Origin of the sequence: Hymenobacter sedentarius (assembly GCF_001507645.1) — a bacterium.
Classification (GTDB): domain Bacteria; phylum Bacteroidota; class Bacteroidia; order Cytophagales; family Hymenobacteraceae; genus Hymenobacter; species Hymenobacter sedentarius.
Genome location: NZ_CP013909.1, coordinates 4,474,589 through 4,492,176 on the forward strand (window position 1 = coordinate 4,474,589; position 17,588 = coordinate 4,492,176).

Genomic DNA, 17,588 nt, shown 5'->3' on the forward strand with positions numbered 1-17,588 from the left:
GAAGTTACTAATTCACTTAGCTAATAATTTTCTGCCCACCACTTTAGCGTTGAGCTACTTGCTTACTATTTTCGGCACAGGGGCTTTTTCAACCAAATACGGCAGCCCACGCTAGCTCTGACAGGAGCACTGCCGAGGCAAGCAGCAACCGGCCAGCCCAGGCTTTAATGGTGGTTATTGCCCACGCAACCGCTTGTGGTACAGGGCCGCCATGCGCAACTGGAAGTAGTCATACTTCTCACGCAGGTGGTCAAACAAGTCGCGTAACGTGGGCTCGCCACCGAGCTGGGCCCGGGCCGTAAAAATCTGAGCTAATTCAGCATCGCTCACAAAATCGTGGATGCGCAGCTCGCGGCCTTTGGCGTAGGCATTGTAAAGGTGCGTTTTCACGGTGCTCAGCGCGAGGCCGCGGCGCTCGGAAATGTCCTCGGGCGTGAGGCCCATCTGGTGAAACTGGATGGTGGCGTCCTCGGAGTCGCTCACGGGCTTGTCGGCCGCTGCCACGGCGGCGCGGGCGCCCGCCGCCACCCGGGGGCGCGGCGGCTCGCTGAACATGTTGTCGGAATCGGAGGGCACGTATTGACCGCCGGCGTGCTCCAAAATGAGCTTGATGAAGGACTCGCCGTAGGTTTCGAACTTCTTCATGCCCACGCCCGAAATCCCGAGCATGCCCACGCGGCTCACCGGCCGCTCGGCCGCCATTTCCTGCAGCGTAGCATCGGAGAACACCACGTAAGGCGGCACGCCCTGCTCGTCGGCAATGGCCTTCCGCAGCTTGCGGAGCTTATCGAACAGCTGCGCTTCGGGCGTACCAATTGTGGCCGTAACGGCCGCCTTCTTGCCGGCGCGGGTCGGCTTCTCAGCTTTCTCCGAGGGCTGGAACTTGCGGAGCGGCAAGGTGAGCTGGCCTTTCAGCACCTGGTGGCCGCGCTCGGTGATTTTCAGGGCGTAGCCTTCCTCGTAGGCGATGTAGAACAGGCCGTCGTTCAGCATCTGGTGGATGTAGCTGTACCAGTCCAGGTACGGCAGATCGCGGCCTGCGCCGTAGGTCTTGATTTGGTCATAGCCGCCTTGCAGCACGGCCTGGTTGCGCATGCCGCGCAGGATGTCGATGAGCAAATTGATGGCCACCCGCTCGCGGCTGCGGAACACCGCCGACAGCGCCTTTTGGGCAATAAGCGTCCCGTCGAACGTGGTGGGCGGGTTGCGGCAGATGTCGCAGTTGCCGCAGTCTTCGCCCAGCGTTTCGGAGAAGTAGTTGAGCAGGATTTTGCGGCGGCAGGAGGCGGCTTCGGCAAACTGCTGCATGCGCTCGAGCTTGGCCGTGTTGAGCTGAGCCTGGCGCGCGGGCACGTCCTTGGTCACCATCTCCCGCATCTGCATCACGTCGGCGAAGCTGTAGAACAGGATGGCGGTACTGGGGGCGCCGTCGCGGCCGGCACGGCCGATTTCCTGGTAGTAGCCTTCGATGTTCTTGGGCAGGTTGTAGTGCATCACCCAGCGCACGTTGCTCTTGTCGATGCCCATGCCAAAGGCGATGGTGGCCACAATCACCTGAATATCATCTTGCAAAAAGGCTTCCTGGGCCTTGCCCCGCTGCAGCGGCGTGAGGCCAGCGTGGTAGTGAGCGGCCTTCACGCCTTTGGCAATCAGCTTCTGTGAAATGGTTTCGCAGGTCTTGCGCGAGAGGCAGTAGATGATGCCGGGGTCCTGCGGGTGGCGGGCAATGTAGTCGAGCACCGCGCCCACCCGGTCCTGGCCGGGGCGCACCAGCAGGTTGATGTTGGGCCGGTCGAAGCTGGACAAGAACACCTTGGGCTCGTGCAGGTTGAGCTGGGTGATGATGTCGCGCTTCGTCAGGCGGTCGGCCGTGGCCGTGAGTGCGATGATGGGCGTGCTGGGAAAGTGCGTCCGCAGCTGGCCAAGCTGGGTGTACTCGGGCCGGAAATCGTGGCCCCAGCTCGAAATACAGTGAGCCTCGTCGATAGCAAAGAGGCTGATGTTAACCCGGTTTAGAAACTGCAGAAAGCCATCCGACAGCAGCTTTTCTGGTGACACATACAGCAGCTTGAGGTAGCCCCCTACGGCGGCCCGTGCAATGTCGTTGGCCTCGGCCTGGCCCACGCTACTGTTGATGTACGCCGCGGCAATTCCGTTGGCTTTGAGTGCCTCCACCTGGTCCTTCATCAGGGCGATGAGGGGCGAGACGACGATGCACGTGCCCTCCGACACAACGGCCGGAATCTGGAAACAGACCGACTTGCCGCCGCCCGTAGGCATGAGCACCACCGTGTCTTTGCCCGCCAGGATGTGCTGGATGATTTCGCCCTGCATGGGGCGGAAATTGTCGTAGCCGTAATACCGTTTCAGGGCCTGGCGGGCAGCGGGCAGCAGGTCGGGCGTGGCGGTAGTAAGGGTGTCGGGCATGGTATTCTGGGAAACCTCACCCCCCGGCCCCCTCTCCAAAAAAGAGGGGGAGCCAAGCGGGTATTCTAGTGTGTTGACTTTCAGATTTTCGGCAATGGTGGCAAGCACTTCATCCAATTGATTTAGCACTTGCTGGTTGGTGAAACGCAGTTCGCGGTAGCCTAATTCCTTTAGCGTGAAGGTACGGCCGACATCGTATTCGGACTGGTCTGGCGTAGCGTGTATTTCACCGTCTAACTCAATGATTAGCTTGGCTTCGAGACAGATGAAATCAACGATAAAAAAGTTGATGGCATGTTGACGTCGGAACTTAGCGCCCAGCTTAGCAGCTCGCAGGTATTGCCAAAGCTTTTGCTCAGAAGGCGTTGGCTGCTTCCGGTTTTCGCGGGCGTAAGCTTTGGCTTTGTCCCAGGTGCGAACGGTAGTGGTGAAGATGTGCTCTTGTGGGCCGCCGAGCTTGCGAGTAGGCTCTTCCATATGGGGATGTTAGGCGGCGCTGGGAACCTCACCCCCTGACCCCCTCTCCAAAAAAGAGGGGGAACCGGAAATGCACTTGCCGAAGTCGTCCGGCTCCCCTCTCTTTTGGAGAGGGGCCGGGGGTGAAGTTCCTGGGTGCTGCCCTTACACCGCTTTCGGCTCCCGCCGCGACCCGCGGTACAGCTCGTACTTCAGCAAGCGGCAGTCTATCGGGCCGTTGTAGAGCGGGGTGCGGCGCGCCGTTTTCAGCCCAATACTCTTGGCCGCTTCCAGATTTCCGGTGAACACGAAGGCATCGTAGCCCTGGAAGTTGGCCTTAAGCGCATCGCCGATGGTTTTGTAGAGGGCCGCCATTTCGGCCTCCTCCCCGATGCGCTCGCCGTAGGGCGGGTTAGTGATGACGATGCCGGGCTCTTGGTTCTTGGGGGGCGTGGCGTCTTTCACGTCGCGCACCGAGAGGCGGATGCAGTCTTCCAGGCCGGCAGCGGTGATGTTGGCGGCGGCCATGTCAATGACTTTGGGGTCGAGGTCGGAGCCGGCGATGTAGGCCTGGGGCTCTTCGAGGCGCTGGGCTTTGGCTTCTTCGCGCACCTGGTTCCAGAGCTCGGGGTCGAAGTCGTACCAGTTTTCAAACCCGAACTTGCCCTGGTGAAACAGGCCGGGCGCGATGCGCTGGGCCAGCAGCCCGGCTTCGGTGAGGATGGTGGCCGAGCCGCACATGGGGTCGATAAGCGGCTTCTTGGCGTCCCAGCCCGAGAGCAGCACGAGGCCGGCGGCCAGCACTTCGTTCAGCGGGGCCTCGTTGGTGTGCTGGCGGTAGCCGCGACGGTGCAGCGAGTCGCCGGCCGCGTCGAGGCTGAGGATGACTTCGTTTTCCGACATGCGCAGGTGCAGGCGGATGTCGGGGTTGCGGGTGTCCACGTCGGGGCGGCTGCCGTTGCGCTCCCGAAACTGGTCCACGATGGCATCTTTGGTGAGCTGGGCCACGAACAGCGAGTGCTCGAACGTGGAGCGGTTGACCACCGCCGTGATGGCGAAGGTTTGGCCGGGCCCAATGAAATCAGCCCAATCGATGCGGCTCACTTCGCGGTACAGGCCTTTTTCGTCGGGGGCGTGGAAGGCGGCGAAGGGGCGCAGCAGGCGCATCGACAGCCGGCTCCACAAGGCCACTTCGTACAGCAGGCGGTGGTCGCCGATAAACTCGACGGCGCGCGAGCCGATGTGCGTGATGTCGGCCCCGAGGTGGTACAGCTCGTCGGCGAGCAATTCTTCCAGGCCGAACTGGGTGGTGGCGGTAAGGTGCATGGGTGCAAAGGTCGGGCTCCGGCAACAGAGTGCCACTTATTTCTACCTTTAGCCACCCAAAAACTCCCAACATGGCAACCGCACCCCTTATTACTTCTGCTAACACCGCCGCACCCACCCGCTCCTACGCCGGGCCCATGGTGCTGATGACGACGCTGTTCTTCCTGTTCGGCGCCGTCACCAACTTCAACGACGTGCTCATGCCCTACCTCAAGGACGTGTGCCAGCTCACCGATTTGCAGTCGTCGGCGGTGCAGTCGGCCTTTTTTGGGGCGTATTTTCTTATGTCTTTGCCCGCCGGCTGGGTGCTCAAGAAATTGGGTTACCAGCGCGGCATTGTGGTGGGCCTGCTCGTGATGGCGGGAGGCGCCCTGTTGTTTGTGCCGGCCGCCGACTCGCGGGCCTTCGGGCTGTTTCTCACGGCCCTGGCCACCTTGGGCGCTGGCATCACGCTGCTGCAAGTAGCGGCCAACCCCTACGTCAGCGTTTTGGGGCCGGCGCGCAATGCCGCGGCCCGGGTGAGCATCGTGGGCGTGGCCAACAACTTTGGCGGCAGCCTTTCGCCCTTGGTGGGCGGACTGGTGCTGTTCGGCGGCTCGGTGGCGCTGAAGGCGCGGCTGGCGGCCCTGCCAATGTCCCAACGCCTGGGCGAGGAGGCGCAGCTTGTAAAAGGTCCTTACGTTGGGCTGGCGGTGTTTTTGGTGGTCCTGGCGGCCGTTTTTTTCTTCTTGGTGAAGCTGCCTGAGATTGAAAGCATGGAGCCCGAAAGCGACGTCAGAGGCGCCGAGTTGACTGAGGATGGCAAGCTACAGGTGGTGCACCGCGAAAGTGCCCTCGGCTTCCCGCACCTCGTGCTGGGCGTGGTGGCCATTTTCGTGTATGTCGGCGTCGAGGTTGGGCTGGGCTCGTTCCTTATTCGCTACGGCGAGTCGCAAGGCATTCAGCAGCTTTCGGCCTTTACCCAAAGCCTGGTGCGCGGGCTAAACGTGGCCACCAACTACACGCTGGTGCTGTTTGGGCAGGAGCCCTCTCCCATTGATACCTCGGCCGGCTTCACCAAAGCGGTAGGCGCGGTGCTGGTTTCGTCGTACTGGTTTGGCTCGCTGGTGGGCCGCTTGGTGGGCATCCCGCTGCTGCTGAAATTCCACAACCGCGCGCTGCTCATTGCCGTGTGCGCAGCCGGTGCGGCGCTGGTGGGCGCTTCTTTATTGAGCCACGGCGAAACCGCCCTATGGCTCATCGTGCTCTGCGGCCTGATGAACTCCATCATGTGGCCGGTCATCTTCCCGCTGGCTATCACGGGCCTGGGCCGGTTCACCAAGCAGGGCTCGTCTTACCTGATTATGGCCATCGTGGGCGGCGCCATCATCCCCCCGCTGATGGGCTGGCTCGCCACCAACGGCGGTGGACTGCACGTGGCCTTTGTGGTGCCCATGCTGTGCTACCTGTACCTGCTCTTTTACGCCCTGAGCGGCTACCGCGTGCGGTAAGAGCGCTGGCTCGCATTGGCTGGCGCGAGTTTAGCGCAGCGTAACTCGTGACATTTCATTCGGGCGAGGCTGCGCCCCGCACCAGGACGAGCTGCATCGCATTCTTTCTGCATGGTACCGGATTGCCGCTGTGCGGCAGTGGAAGCACAGCCTCAACGTCACAATCAGTCACGAGTTACGGCTGCGCCTAAACTCGCGTCAGATCAGGCCAGTTGAGCGGCAATGACACCCAACTTCTCTTTCTTCTTGACCCACTTACCGCTCCTTCAGGTACTCTGGCGGCACATGGTCTATTAGCCACACGCCGTTGCCGGACTGGTAAAACACACCCCCGGCTTCGTGGAGCGCCTTGGCGTCAATGGCCAGGAGCACGGGGCGGCCCCGGCGGGCGCCTACGCGGCGGGCTGTTTCAACATCGGGCGAGAGGTGCACGTGGTGGCGATTCATCTTGTGCAGGCCCTCGCGTAGAATCGTGGGCAGCGCGGCCGGGGCCGTGCCATGGTAAAGAATAGCCGGTGGCTCAACCGGCGTGAGCTGCAAATCAACCGCCACGCTGTGGCCTTGCTGAGCCCGAATTCGCTCGCCGCTGGCATCGAAGGCAAAGCGCTGTTTGTCGCTGGCCGCTACCAGTTGAGCTAACTGCTCCTGATTAAGGCAGACGCCGTGCGCGGCGCAGGCCGCCAGCAGCTCACCTACCCCTACCCAGCCGCCTTCCTGCAGGGTGAGGCCGATGGCCGCGGGCGCATGGCGCAGGTGGCGGCTCAGAAACTTGCTGAGGCGAATGGTTTGCTTGGGGTCCATAATGGCACGGTTGGGTACAGAAGCGGGGGCCTTACGCCCGAGGCTTGAAAGCCCGCCCCTACCTTTACGGCATGATGCCTGCCCTCGAACAACACGTTTCCCTACGCCCCTACAACACCTTCGGCCTCGACGTGCAGGCCCGCTATTTTGCCCGCTTCACCTCGGCCGACGAGCTGCGCCAACTCCTGCAGCTGCCCGAAGTGCAGGCCTCGGACAAGCTCATCCTCGGCGGCGGCTCCAACCTGCTGTTTACCCAGGACTTCGATGGCGTGGTGCTGAAAAATGAAATCCGTGGGCTGGAAATCATGAGTGAAGACCCCGACACCAATACCGCGCTGGTACGGGCCGGCGCCGGCGAAAGCTGGCACGGCCTGGTCGAATACTCCCTCGACCAGGACCTGAGCGGCATCGAAAACCTCTCGCTCATTCCGGGCACGGTGGGCGCGGCCCCGCTCCAGAACATCGGCGCTTACGGCGCCGAGCTGCGCGACACCTTCGACCACCTCGAAGCCGTTGAGCTGGCCACCGGCGAGCTGCGCATCTTCACGGCCGGCGAGTGCGGCTTCGGCTACCGCGAAAGCGTGTTCAAGAACACCCTCAAAAACCAGTACGTGGTGACGGCCGTGGTGCTGCGCCTGCACCGCCAGGCCAAGCCCGCCGGGTATGCACCCAACGTGCGCTACGGCGCCATCACCGAAACGCTGGCCGAGCTGGGCATCGAAGGCGAGCCCACGCCGCAGGACGTGAGCCGGGCCGTGGTGCACATCCGCCGCTCCAAGCTGCCCGACCCGGCGCAGGTCGGCAACGCGGGCTCCTTCTTTAAGAACCCGGAGATTTCCCAGGCCAAGTTCGACCACCTCAAAAGCGAGTACCCCGAACTGCCCGGCTACCCCGTACCCGGCGGCATGAAGGTGCCCGCCGCTTGGCTCATCGAGCGGGCCGGCTGGAAGGGCCTGCGCCGCGGCCCCGGCGAAGGCACCCACGGCGTGCACGACCGTCAGGCCCTGGTGCTGGTGCACCACGGCGGCGCCACCGGCAACGAGCTGCGCCAGCTGGCCGAGGAGATAATCGCCTCCGTGCGTCAGCAATTCGGCGTGGAGCTGCACCCTGAAGTTAACATTTTGTGATTTGGCAGCACTTGGGCAAAGCTCAATATTATTGGCGATAAATATCTAACAATCTGCTGTTTGCTGCAAACGTTGCAATAACACTTCTTTGGTTGGGCTGCTTAAGTACTCGTGCACAAATAAGCGTATAGAATAAGGCGGTCCTGTTAGACCGGTCGAAGCCTCGCTACCATGCAAATAATGGGGCTTCGCCCTGACCGCCCCACTGCCGGGCACTACTTGCTCCGTGGCAGCAAGCTCGCGCAATGCCGCCGGCACCGAAGCCATGGTCTTCGTTGCGTTCATCACGGGCAGCGGCATGCGGCCCCGCGTGGGCGCTAAAAATCAGCCTAGCCCACGGCCCCAGCCATCCCGGCCAAGCCCGGCCGTATTGCTGTAATTCAGCATCTTTGTAGTTCGGCTCAATCCTTCGCTTTTCCCACTCCCACTTTTTCGCCTTCATGAAGAAATTTACTCTGCTGGCCTTGCTGGCGTGCGCTACTTCGTGGCACGCCGTCAAAGCCCAAACCCCCATTACCATCGCGGCGGCGCGGGCCCAGGCCCCTACCACCAACACCACCGCTGGGCCCACCGTGACCGTGACCGGCATCGTGACCAACGGCAACGAACTGGGCTCCACCGTGAGCACCATCCGTTACATTCAGGACGGCACCGCGGGCATTGGCGTGTACACCTCCACCAGCGGCACCACCGGCGCCCTGATTGGCAGCCTAGTGCCCGGCGACAGCATCCTGGTAACGGGGGGCTTGAAAATGTTCCGCGGCTTGCTGGAAATCGACCCGGTGAGTTCCGTTACGGTGCTGGCCGGCAACCGCAAAGTGCCTGCGCCGGTGGTGTTCACGGCCGCTAATTTCACCGATGCCTATGCCGAGAAGTACGAAGGCATGCTGGTGCGTCTGAACGGGCTAACGTCGGTGAATACCACCGGGGGCGCCCTGGTTACGGCCTTCACCGCCAACACCACCTACCGCCTGAACAACAACTCCACGCTGGTGACCTACGTCAACGCCAACTCTACTGGCCCCAACGGCCTGGTGGGCAAGCCCAGCCCCACAGGCACGTTCGACGCGGTGGGCGTGCTGAGCCAGTACGCCTCTACTTCTGCCAGCACCACGGGCGGCTACCAGCTGCTCAACCGCACCTACGCCGACTTTATCCAGGGCAACACGCCCAACCTGACCAGCAGCCCCGTGCCGTCCGACATCACGACCACGGGCTTCACGGTGAGCTTCAACACCCAGAACAGCGGCGATACCCAGGTGCTGTATTCCACTTCGCCCACGCTCTCGCCGGCTACCACCGTCACGGCCGCCGGCCAGCAGGGCACCCAGCATTCGGTGGCCATCAGCGGCCTGCTGCCCGCCACGGTGTATTACGTGCAAGCCGTTTCGGTAAACGCCACCGGCCGCTCCGAGTCGCGCGTGACGCCCATGATTACGGCGTCGCTCTCGTCGGGCCGCATGAAAACCTACTTCACCAACACGGTGGACAACACCCTGGCCTTGCCCAACAACAACGCCGTGTACCTGCCCAGCGGCCACGTGGCCGACACCCTGGCCGCCTACATCGACCGGGCCCAGCAGACGCTCGACATCACCATCTACAACTGGAACAGTCCCGTGATTCTCACGGCCGTAAACGCCGCCTACGCCCGCGGCGTGCAGGTGCGGGTTATCTACGAAGACGACAACTCCAACTTTAGCATCGCCCAGCTCACGCCCGCCATTCCGCGCATCTTCCGCCCGGCCCAGGCCGGCAGCACGGGCAGCGCCATCATGCACAATAAGTTTGTGGTGATAGACGCCAATAGCACCAACGTCAACCGCCCCATGGTCTGGACCGGCTCCACCAACTGGACCCCGGCCCAGCTCAGCACCGACCGCAACAACGTGGTCACCATTCAGGACCAGAGCCTGGCCCGGGTGTACACCATGGAGTTTGAGGAAATGTGGGGCAGCACCACGGCCACGGCCGGCACCGCCCTGTTTGGCTCGCGCAAAACCGACAACACGCCCCACTACCTCGTCATTGGCAGTAAGAAAGTGGAGTCGTGGTTCTCGCCCACCGACAACGTGAATGCCCGCCTCATCGAGACTATTCGCACCGCCGACTACGACCTGCACGTGCTGTCGATGCTCGTTACCCGCACCGACATTGGCCGCGCCATCGCCGACCAGGTCACGCTGCGCAACATTGCTCAATGCTCCGACGGTCTCACCAATGACACCAGCGGCGTGGCCGGCTTCGTGTTCCGCACCATCCGGGGCGGCGGCCTGGGCAACCGCTACCTCTACGACCACCTCACCGGCATCATGCACCACAAAACCCTGATTGTGGATGCCGGCGCTTCGCAGTCGGACCCCACGGTGTTCGTGGGCTCGCACAACTGGACGGCCTCGGCCGACACGGAGAACGACGAAAACACGCTCGTCATCCACGACGCCCGCATCACCAACCAGTACTACCAGGAGTATGCCGCCCGCATTGCCAACCAAAACCAGGGCATCACGGCGTGCCGCCTCGTGCTGGCCACCCGCGCCGGCACTGTGCAGGCCAGCACCATGCAGGCCTACCCCAACCCCACGCGCGGCAGCTTTGACCTGCGCCTGGCCAGCACCACGGCTCGCACCGCCAGCATTGTGTTGCGCGATGTAACCGGACGCGTGGTGCTCGAGCGCACCCAGTCCTACACCGGCGCCGACCTGACCATCGACGCAACGTTTCTGAAGTCGGGCCTGTACATGGTGCAGGTAACGACGCCGGAGTCGGTGCAAACCAGCCGCGTGGTAGTGGAGTAATCCTACCGCAATTGTTGCTTACGAAAAAGGCTGCTCCTGAATCAGGGGCAGCCTTTTTCGTGGCTATTCAGGAAAATATCTGAAACGTTTTGCTGAATGTAGCCGCCGTTTTGGCGCTTGATTTTGCACGATTACTTAATACGTCAGCATTAGAATTTGCTGTTTTAACTCATCCGACACATTATTCCATTCTGTGCTAGGCGTGATTTGAAGAACTACCCCACCTCCGTCTCCATCTTTTGCTACCTCGATTATATGGCGATACCAGTCGAGATAAGACCATTCGCGTGGTTTAGGAGAAAACAGAGCTTGTTGCTTATCGTCCCACTGAACCTCTGCTCCTGAGCGCCAGATATGCAGAAACCGGACCGTCGCGGGTTTAATAATTAATCGTCCATCAGCATCAATTCCAATTTCCTTTATCGCGTCTGTTTTCATAGGTTACTTCAGCACCGCTATGGTCACGCCATCCCCGCCCCTGTCGGCGTGCTCGTCGCCCACGCTGGCTACGGCGCGCTGCGAGCGCAGGTAGTCGCGCACCACTTGCCGGAGCACACCGTTGCCGCGGCCGTGCAGGAACTTGATTTCGGGCATACCAAGCATCACGGCGTCGTCCACGAAGCTCATGGTTTTGGTGAGGGCGTCTTCGGCGCGCTCGCCGCGCAGGTCCAGCGTTGGGCTGAATCCGGCCATGCGGTCGGTGATGTTCACGCCGTTGCCGCCGGAGCCACCGCCGCTGAGCTTCGATTTCTTGGCTTTGGCCGCTTGCTCCCGCTCGCGGATTTCGGCGCGGCCCAGCTTCTCAAGCTGGCTGATTTTCACCAGCGTTTTCAGCCCACCGAAGAGGACTTCGGCGGTTTTGCCTTTCACACTGACCAGTTCGCCGTGCCCTTCCTGGCCGAACAGGGCCACTTTGTCGCCGGGCTGGAGGTCGCCGGCTTCGGCGCGCTCGCGGCTGGCTTTGGGCTTGGGCGGCTCAATCTGCAGCTCAGTCCGCACGAACGTATCCAGCTTCTCGCGGGCCTTTTTGTTGATTTCCTTATCGGCCTGGCCGCGCCGGATTTCGCCAATAGTGGCCTCTATCTGCTGGTTGGTATTCTGCAGCAGCGCTTTGGCTTGTTGCTTGGCGTTGCGCAGGGTTTCGAGGCGCGTGTCTTCGAGGTGCTGCTTGAGGTCGGTGTATTCCTGAGCGGCGCGCTTGAGGCGCTTTTCCTGCTTGGTGGCTTCGGCGGTGCGGGCTTCCAGTTCGGTTTTCTCTTTTTCGAGGCCTTCGAGCAGGCGGTCGTAGCGGATTTTGTCTTTGCCCACCAGCTGCGACGCGCGCTCTACCACGCTCTTGGGCAGCCCAATTTTTCGGGCAATTTCGATGGCAAACGAGGAGCCCGGCTTGCCCACCTCGAGGCGGTAGAGCGGCTGCAGCTTCTCGGGGTCGTAGCGCATGGCGCCGTTCACGAGGTGCGGGGTGCGCTCGGCGAAGTTCTTCAGGTTGGTGTAGTGCGTGGTGATGACGCCGTACACCCGGGCCTGGTTGAGCTGGTCGAGCACGGCTTCGGCAATGGCGCCGCCCAGGCTGGGCTCGGTGCCGGTACCGAATTCGTCAATCAGCACCAAGCTTTTCTTGCCGGCCAGCAGCAAAAACTGCTTCATGGCCAGCAAGTGCGACGAGTAGGTACTCAAGTCATTTTCCAGACTCTGCTCGTCGCCGATGTCCAGGAAAATATCCTCGAACACCCCGGCTTCGGAATTATCGGCGCACGGAATCAGCAGGCCCATCTGCAGCATGAACTGCACCAACCCCACCGTTTTCAGCGCCACGGATTTACCACCGGCGTTCGGGCCCGAGATAATCAGGATGCGCTGCTCGTGGTTCAGCTCCAGGTCCAGCGGCACTACTTCGCGGGGGTCGCCGTTTTCGCGCTTGTGCTGGGCAAAGGCCAGCTGCAGCAGCGGGTGGCGCACGCCGTGCCACTTCAGCAGTGGCTTGCTGTGCATCACCGGCAGGCGGCAATTCAGGGCCACGGCCAGCCGGGCTTTGGCCCGGATAAAGTCAATCAGGCCCAGGTATGAATAGGCCTTGCGCAGGTCCGGAATGTGGGGCCGCAGCTGGTCAGTCAGGGCCGTGAGGATGCGAATCAGCTCGCGGTGGTAGGCGTTGTCGAGGTCCTTGATGTCGTTGTTGAGCTCGAATACCTCGGCCGGCTCGATGTACACCGTTTGGCCGGAGGCCGACTCGTCGTGAATCAAGCCCTTCACCCGGCGCTTGTGCTCGGCAATAACCGGCAGCACCAGGCGCCCACCGCGAATGGTGGGCTCGGCGTCGCCCGGAATCCAGCCCTCGCTCTTGGCGTGGCGCAGGATGCCGGCAATCTGCTTGCGCAGCTGGCCCTGGCGCGCAATCAGCTCCTGCTGGATCTGGCGCAGCAGCGGCGAGGCGTCGTCGCGCACTTGGCCCTCGTCGTCCACCACTTTGTCCATAGCGGCCAGCAAGTTGCGGTCTACTTGCACGCCTATGCCCAGCAGGCGCAGCGTGGGGTATAGGCCGGCATCGGCCTGGGTGAAAAACGTGAGCGCCTGGCGGATGGTCCGCAAACTCATTTTCACCTCAAAGAAGGCCGCTACGTCGAGGTAAGCGCCGGGCAGGGCCGCGCGCTTGAGGTGGGCCTGGGGGTCGTAGTAGTGCGAGGCGGGAAAATCGGCGCCGGAGCGCAACAGGTAGGCAAACTCATCGGCCTGCTGCAGCAGCTTCAGCAGGGGCTCGTGCTTGGTTTGGAACTCCATGCGGGCCACGTACTGCCGGCCCAGGGCGGAAAGGCAATTGGCTTCGAGCTGCTCGCGCAGCGTGGTGAAGCCTATTTTTTGTTCGAAGTTTTGGGGTAGCAGCAAGAAAGTAGTCTTTCGGTATATCAGGATAGGATGCGAAGGTAAACAGCTAAGAAGGCGGGAAGATTCGCTTAGATCACAGGTTAGTTACCATTCTTTGAATGACGCCATGCTTCGCTAGCGCCCACCTCAAGCCCGGCGCCGTTCCCTGGCCCGGTGCCAAGCCACAGCATATGCAATAAAACTGGCAAAACCTGTGAGCATGTTCCCGTGAATGGGCTTCTCCGACATTGTTATCATCCAAACGACCCACGCTATCAAAGCCCCAAACAATACAAAGACGACCGTGGAAATCTTCTTTTCAAAAAAAGTTTTTTCACGCATTATAGCATCTTCCTGCCCGGCCGTGGGCTGATGGAGCGCTAGGGCAGCCTCGAACTCCCGCACTAGTTCATCTAGGCTCTGTTCACCGTAAAGGTTAGTATTGATACCAATTTTTTGCTTGGTGCCGTCTTTCAGCTTCATTCGCAATTCCTCAGCACCATTAAATGCGGAAAAACGGTAAGAGCTGATGTCAGCAAAAACGATGTGCCGCAGTTCCTCCGAGTGCTGGTCCAACACGGTAATATTATCATCAGCTAACGTCACAAGCGTTGGGCGACCTCCATACTTTTTGGTTAGCTTAAACAAGCCATAGGCCCCGCCCAGCAGCAAGAGCATCAGTGCGATAAATGCTGTATCCTTGTCTAGTCTGGTTACCTGTACGCTACCTATGGCAAGGGCAATTGCCGCCGCTATGCCGCCCAACCATATCAAACATATCCGGCTGGTGTTGGGCACGACAAATTCAAATTCTCTTCTCATATTTTTTAAGGCTGCTTAACGGGCCAGCGTTCACTCACTCCTTCGCCAAACAGCGCAAAGTCATACTTCACCGGGTCCATGGGGTCCAGTAATCGCAGATTAGCCGTGAGCTCCTCAGCGGCTTGCCAGTCTACCAGCTTGCGGGTGAGCAAGCCCAGCGGGCGGGCCTGGCGCTCCACATGCAAGTCGATGGGCATGATGAGGTCGGCCATGGATAGCCGGGCCCAGAGGCCGAAGTCGACGCCGTGGCTATCGCGGCGCACCAGCCAGCGCAGGTACATATTCACGCGCTTGCAGGCCGAGCCGCGGGCCGGCGTGGCCACGTGCTTGCGGGTGCGGCCGGGCGCATCGGGCAGACTGAAAAACAGGGTGTGAAAGCCTTCCAGCCGCTCCCGCTGCGTAGTACCTTGCAGAAATGCCGTTTCCAGCGTGTCGTTGGCCCCGTACCACCAGCGCAGCCAGTGCACGAAGTACAACAGGTCGGTATCGCAGAAAGTGCGGTGGCAGAAGCCCAGCAGGCGCTTCAGGTCCTCGTCCTGGTGCTGGGTGATGAACTGGTACGGGGCGTCGTCCATGCGGCGCAGCAGTTCGTTGCACTTGTTGATGATGGTGGGCCGCTGCCCCCAGGCCAGCAGCGCCGCAAACAGCGCGCTGATTTCCACATCCTGCCGCTGCGTGAAGCGGTGCGGAATCTGGATGGGGTCGTTGGCGATGAACTCCGGGCGGTTGTACCGCTCGTATTGCGCATCGAGCTGCTCGCGAAGTTGGGCTATTTTCAAAAGGAAAGCGCGAAGGGACTGGTTAAAAAGACAACAAATAGAGAACGTCATGCTGAGCGAAGCCGAAGCATCTCTACCGCAGTAGTAAATGAATTACTCTCGCGGTAGAGATGCTTCGGCTCCGCTAAGCATGACGTTCTACTTCTCTAACTACTCAACCGCCGCTCTACTGCGGGATGTAGTTGGTTTCTACCCGGAAGCGCGAGTCGGCCGTGCCCAGCTTTTGCATGGCCCGGGGCGAGAGGCGCACCAGAATGTTGTTGTTCTCGCCGGTATCGGGCAGCTTGCCAATCACGCGCACGTACACCGAGAGGCCGTTCATGCTGTTTTTCACTTGCATGATGGTGCCCACCGGGGCCGTTTTGTGCAAGGCCAGGTACTTGTCGGTCAGGCTTTTGTCGATGGGCGCGCCCAGGCCGTTTTCTACCACGCGGGCCAGTACTTCGCTGGCGCGATTGGGGGTGCGCTCTTCTTTCTGGGTTTCCTCCTTCTCCTTTTCGGCGGGGGCCGCAGGCGTCACGGTCGCAACCTGGGCCGGCTTGTCGGGCGCCGGCGCGGGCGTTTTGGTCACTGGCGTTGCAGGAATGGCTTCCAACTCGGCGGGGCGAACCGGAGCCGGCTTGGGAGCCGGGGCCGGAGCGGCAGCGGCTGCCGTGCTGGCCTCCGGGGCCGTGAGAACCAATTGCTGGCCCACGCGCACCTTGCCGCTGGCGGGCAGCTTGTTCAGCTTAATCAGGTCGTCGGGCGAGAGCTGGAAGCGCCGGGCAATGCCAAACAGCGTTTCGCCCTTGGCCACGGTGTAGCGGGCTGGCGCCGCGCCCCCGGCCGGAGCGGCCGACGCCGGTGCGGCAGCCGGGGCTTTGGCGGTGGCCGGCGCAGCGGCTTTGCCAGCCGCCGGACGGGGCACGTACACTATCTGGCCAATGCCCAGGCCGTTTTTAATCTGTGGGTTGGCGGCGTTGAGCTGGTCGAGCGACACGTGGTAGCGGCGCGAGAGGGCCGACAGCGTTTCCCCGGCCGTGATGCGGTGCTTCACAAAGCGCTGGCCCCCGCGAAACTCCACGCCAATGGAGTCAGTAGGCGCGCTTTTCGAGTGGCCGGCTTTTGCGGGACCCGGCCCGCCCAGCGCCAATAACGTTAACAGTGAAAGAACTATAGTCATAAAATCAACCTTGCGAAATCCATACCACCCCTGCCCATAGAACCTATTGACCGGCCAGTAAAGACAAAATAACGCAAAAACTACCGGTCAATTGACGCCAGCTTATTTTAAATTGAAGCTCAAGCCTAGGTAGGACTAAAACCGCCGCCACGAAACAGGCGCCGCGGGAGCTTATCCAGACAGCCAGCCCAACTTCGCCAGCCTCCTTGAAAAAAGGTTGAAACTAGAAACTGCTGGAAATTGAGCCAGGAGCCCCGGCGCCAGTCCCGCAGCCGCAGGTGCTACAAAGCGCTCCAGGCCCGTTCTTTGAACCAGCTTTTTGTGAGTGTCTCCTTTACCCCACCTTCCTTTCGCATGGTTCTTGGCCTCATTCCCGCCCGTTTTGCTTCTACCCGCCTGCCCGGCAAGCCCCTCGTCGACCTGGGCGGCCTCAGCATGATTCAGCGGGTGGTGGCGCAGGCCAAGCAAGCCAACCTGGCCCGCGTGGTAGTAGCCACCGATGATGCGCGCATCCTGGAGCACGTGCGCAGCTTTGGGGGCGAGGCGGTGCTCACGCAGCCCGACCACCCCAGCGGCACCGACCGGCTGTGGGAGGCTTTCCAGCAATTGGGCAGCCCGCCCGAGGTGCATTGCATCGTCAACATTCAAGGCGATGAGCCATTTGTTCATCCCGCCCAAATCAACGCCTTGGCCGACTTATTCGCCGACGAGGCCACTGCGCCGGACATTGCCACGCTGGTCAAGCCCGTGGTTTCGGAAGAAGAGCTGTTCAGCCCGCACCTGCCCAAGGTGGTGCTCAACCAGCGCGGGCACGCCCTGTATTTCAGCCGCCACCCCCTGCCCTATCAGCGCCAGCGCGGCACCACCGAGTGGCTGGCCCACCACCGCTACCTGCGCCACCTGGGCCTGTACGCCTACAAGCCAAGTGTGCTGGAGCAGCTCACGCAGTTGCCCGTATCGCCCCTCGAAGCCGCCGAGAGCCTCGAGCAGCTGCGCTGGCTGGAGGCGGGCTTCCAGATAGCCTGCGCAAAAACGGAGCTGGATGCGTTCGGGATTGACACGCCCGAGGACGTGGAAAAGGCCCGCGCCCGGCTGGCCGCGCTTTAGCCTTCCACGCGGCTCACCACTTCTTCTTCGGGGCTGGCCTCGTGGCGTTCCTCGCGCATTTCCCGCGACAGGAAGTAGTTTAAGGCCGTCCGGATTACGGCAATGGCGCCGAGCTTCCCAATCTGCTCCCAGCTTGGCGCAATGGCCGTGGAGAGGATATCGGCGCCCAGCTGAAACTCTAACGCCAACGCCAGGTACCGCGCCAAGGCCAATCGAATGGCGGTAAAATCCGCCGTTTGGCGCTTGACCAGGGCCTTCACCAGCAGCCAGCCCGCGGTGAGAATGCCCAGCGCAATGATGGTGGCGCCCACCGTTTCCACGCCCAGTTTCAGCCACAGCACGGCATTGATGACGGCGCTCTCGGCCTGGCCGTGCAGCGACGTTATATCATGAGGGGCTTCGGGCAGGTTGGGAAATTGGGGCATAGCAGC

13 protein-coding genes are annotated in these 17,588 nt (G+C 61.5%); 4 read left to right on the plus strand and 9 right to left on the minus strand.

Annotation, left to right across the window (positions count from 1 at the left end; all coding sequences use genetic code 11):
- Nucleotides 1-174: 174 nt before the first annotated feature.
- Nucleotides 175-2,904, minus strand: coding sequence for a DNA helicase RecQ (gene recQ, locus AUC43_RS18230; protein ID WP_082685200.1), 2,730 nt, complete (start codon nt 2,902-2,904; stop codon nt 175-177).
- 144 nt (nt 2,905-3,048) lie between these two features.
- Nucleotides 3,049-4,209 carry a THUMP domain-containing class I SAM-dependent RNA methyltransferase gene (locus AUC43_RS18235; protein WP_068197046.1) on the minus strand — a complete coding sequence of 387 codons (1,161 nt, stop codon included), beginning with the start codon at nt 4,207-4,209 and terminating at the stop codon, nt 3,049-3,051.
- A 71-nt stretch (nt 4,210-4,280) separates the two neighbouring features.
- On the opposite strand from AUC43_RS18235, the gene AUC43_RS18240 reads away from it, so the two are divergent.
- A complete protein-coding gene (locus AUC43_RS18240) occupies nt 4,281-5,699 on the plus strand; it encodes a sugar MFS transporter (protein ID WP_068197049.1) in 1,419 nt (472 codons plus the stop codon).
- A gap of 255 nt (nt 5,700-5,954) precedes the next feature.
- Here the strand turns inward: AUC43_RS18240 and AUC43_RS18245 are convergent, their stop codons facing one another.
- The gene (locus AUC43_RS18245) at nt 5,955-6,500 is read right to left on the minus strand and encodes an RNA 2'-phosphotransferase (protein WP_068197052.1); all 546 of its coding nucleotides are present in this window, start codon (nt 6,498-6,500) and stop codon (nt 5,955-5,957) included.
- Nucleotides 6,501-6,571: 71 nt separating this feature from the next.
- Between AUC43_RS18245 and murB the strand changes: the two genes are divergently transcribed.
- Nucleotides 6,572-7,627 (plus strand): UDP-N-acetylmuramate dehydrogenase, encoded by a 1,056-nt coding sequence (murB, locus tag AUC43_RS18250; RefSeq protein ID WP_335340903.1) that lies wholly within the window; start codon nt 6,572-6,574, stop codon nt 7,625-7,627.
- A 440-nt stretch (nt 7,628-8,067) separates the two neighbouring features.
- A complete protein-coding gene (locus AUC43_RS18255) occupies nt 8,068-10,425 on the plus strand; it encodes a phospholipase D-like domain-containing protein (RefSeq protein WP_068197055.1) in 2,358 nt (785 codons plus the stop codon).
- A 135-nt stretch (nt 10,426-10,560) separates the two neighbouring features.
- Here the strand turns inward: AUC43_RS18255 and AUC43_RS21135 are convergent, their stop codons facing one another.
- The 5 genes from AUC43_RS21135 to AUC43_RS18275 form a co-directional block, all read right to left on the minus strand.
- A complete protein-coding gene (locus AUC43_RS21135; protein WP_157781168.1) occupies nt 10,561-10,863 on the minus strand; it encodes a hypothetical protein in 303 nt (100 codons plus the stop codon).
- 3 nt (nt 10,864-10,866) lie between these two features.
- On the minus strand, nt 10,867-13,308 hold the full coding sequence (locus AUC43_RS18260; RefSeq protein WP_068197058.1) for an endonuclease MutS2: 2,442 nt from the start codon (nt 13,306-13,308) through the stop codon (nt 10,867-10,869).
- 126 nt (nt 13,309-13,434) lie between these two features.
- Nucleotides 13,435-14,109, minus strand: coding sequence for a hypothetical protein (locus AUC43_RS18265; protein ID WP_157781169.1), 675 nt, complete (start codon nt 14,107-14,109; stop codon nt 13,435-13,437).
- A 5-nt stretch (nt 14,110-14,114) separates the two neighbouring features.
- Nucleotides 14,115-14,939 carry a TIGR02757 family protein gene (locus AUC43_RS18270; protein WP_082685201.1) on the minus strand — a complete coding sequence of 275 codons (825 nt, stop codon included), beginning with the start codon at nt 14,937-14,939 and terminating at the stop codon, nt 14,115-14,117.
- A 115-nt stretch (nt 14,940-15,054) separates the two neighbouring features.
- Entirely contained in the window at nt 15,055-16,050 is a 996-nt protein-coding gene (locus AUC43_RS18275; RefSeq protein WP_082685202.1) for a DPBB and LysM peptidoglycan-binding domain-containing protein, read from the minus strand.
- 354 nt (nt 16,051-16,404) lie between these two features.
- Between AUC43_RS18275 and kdsB the strand changes: the two genes are divergently transcribed.
- Nucleotides 16,405-17,157, plus strand: a complete 753-nt coding sequence (gene kdsB, locus AUC43_RS18280; RefSeq protein WP_068197068.1) for a 3-deoxy-manno-octulosonate cytidylyltransferase — start codon at nt 16,405-16,407, stop codon at nt 17,155-17,157.
- On the opposite strand, the gene AUC43_RS18285 is transcribed toward kdsB, so the two are convergent.
- Nucleotides 17,154-17,582 carry a DUF1622 domain-containing protein gene (locus tag AUC43_RS18285; protein WP_071885968.1) on the minus strand — a complete coding sequence of 143 codons (429 nt, stop codon included), beginning with the start codon at nt 17,580-17,582 and terminating at the stop codon, nt 17,154-17,156. The two genes, kdsB and AUC43_RS18285, sit on opposite strands and share 4 nt — an antisense overlap.
- Nucleotides 17,583-17,588: the final 6 nt, after the last annotated feature.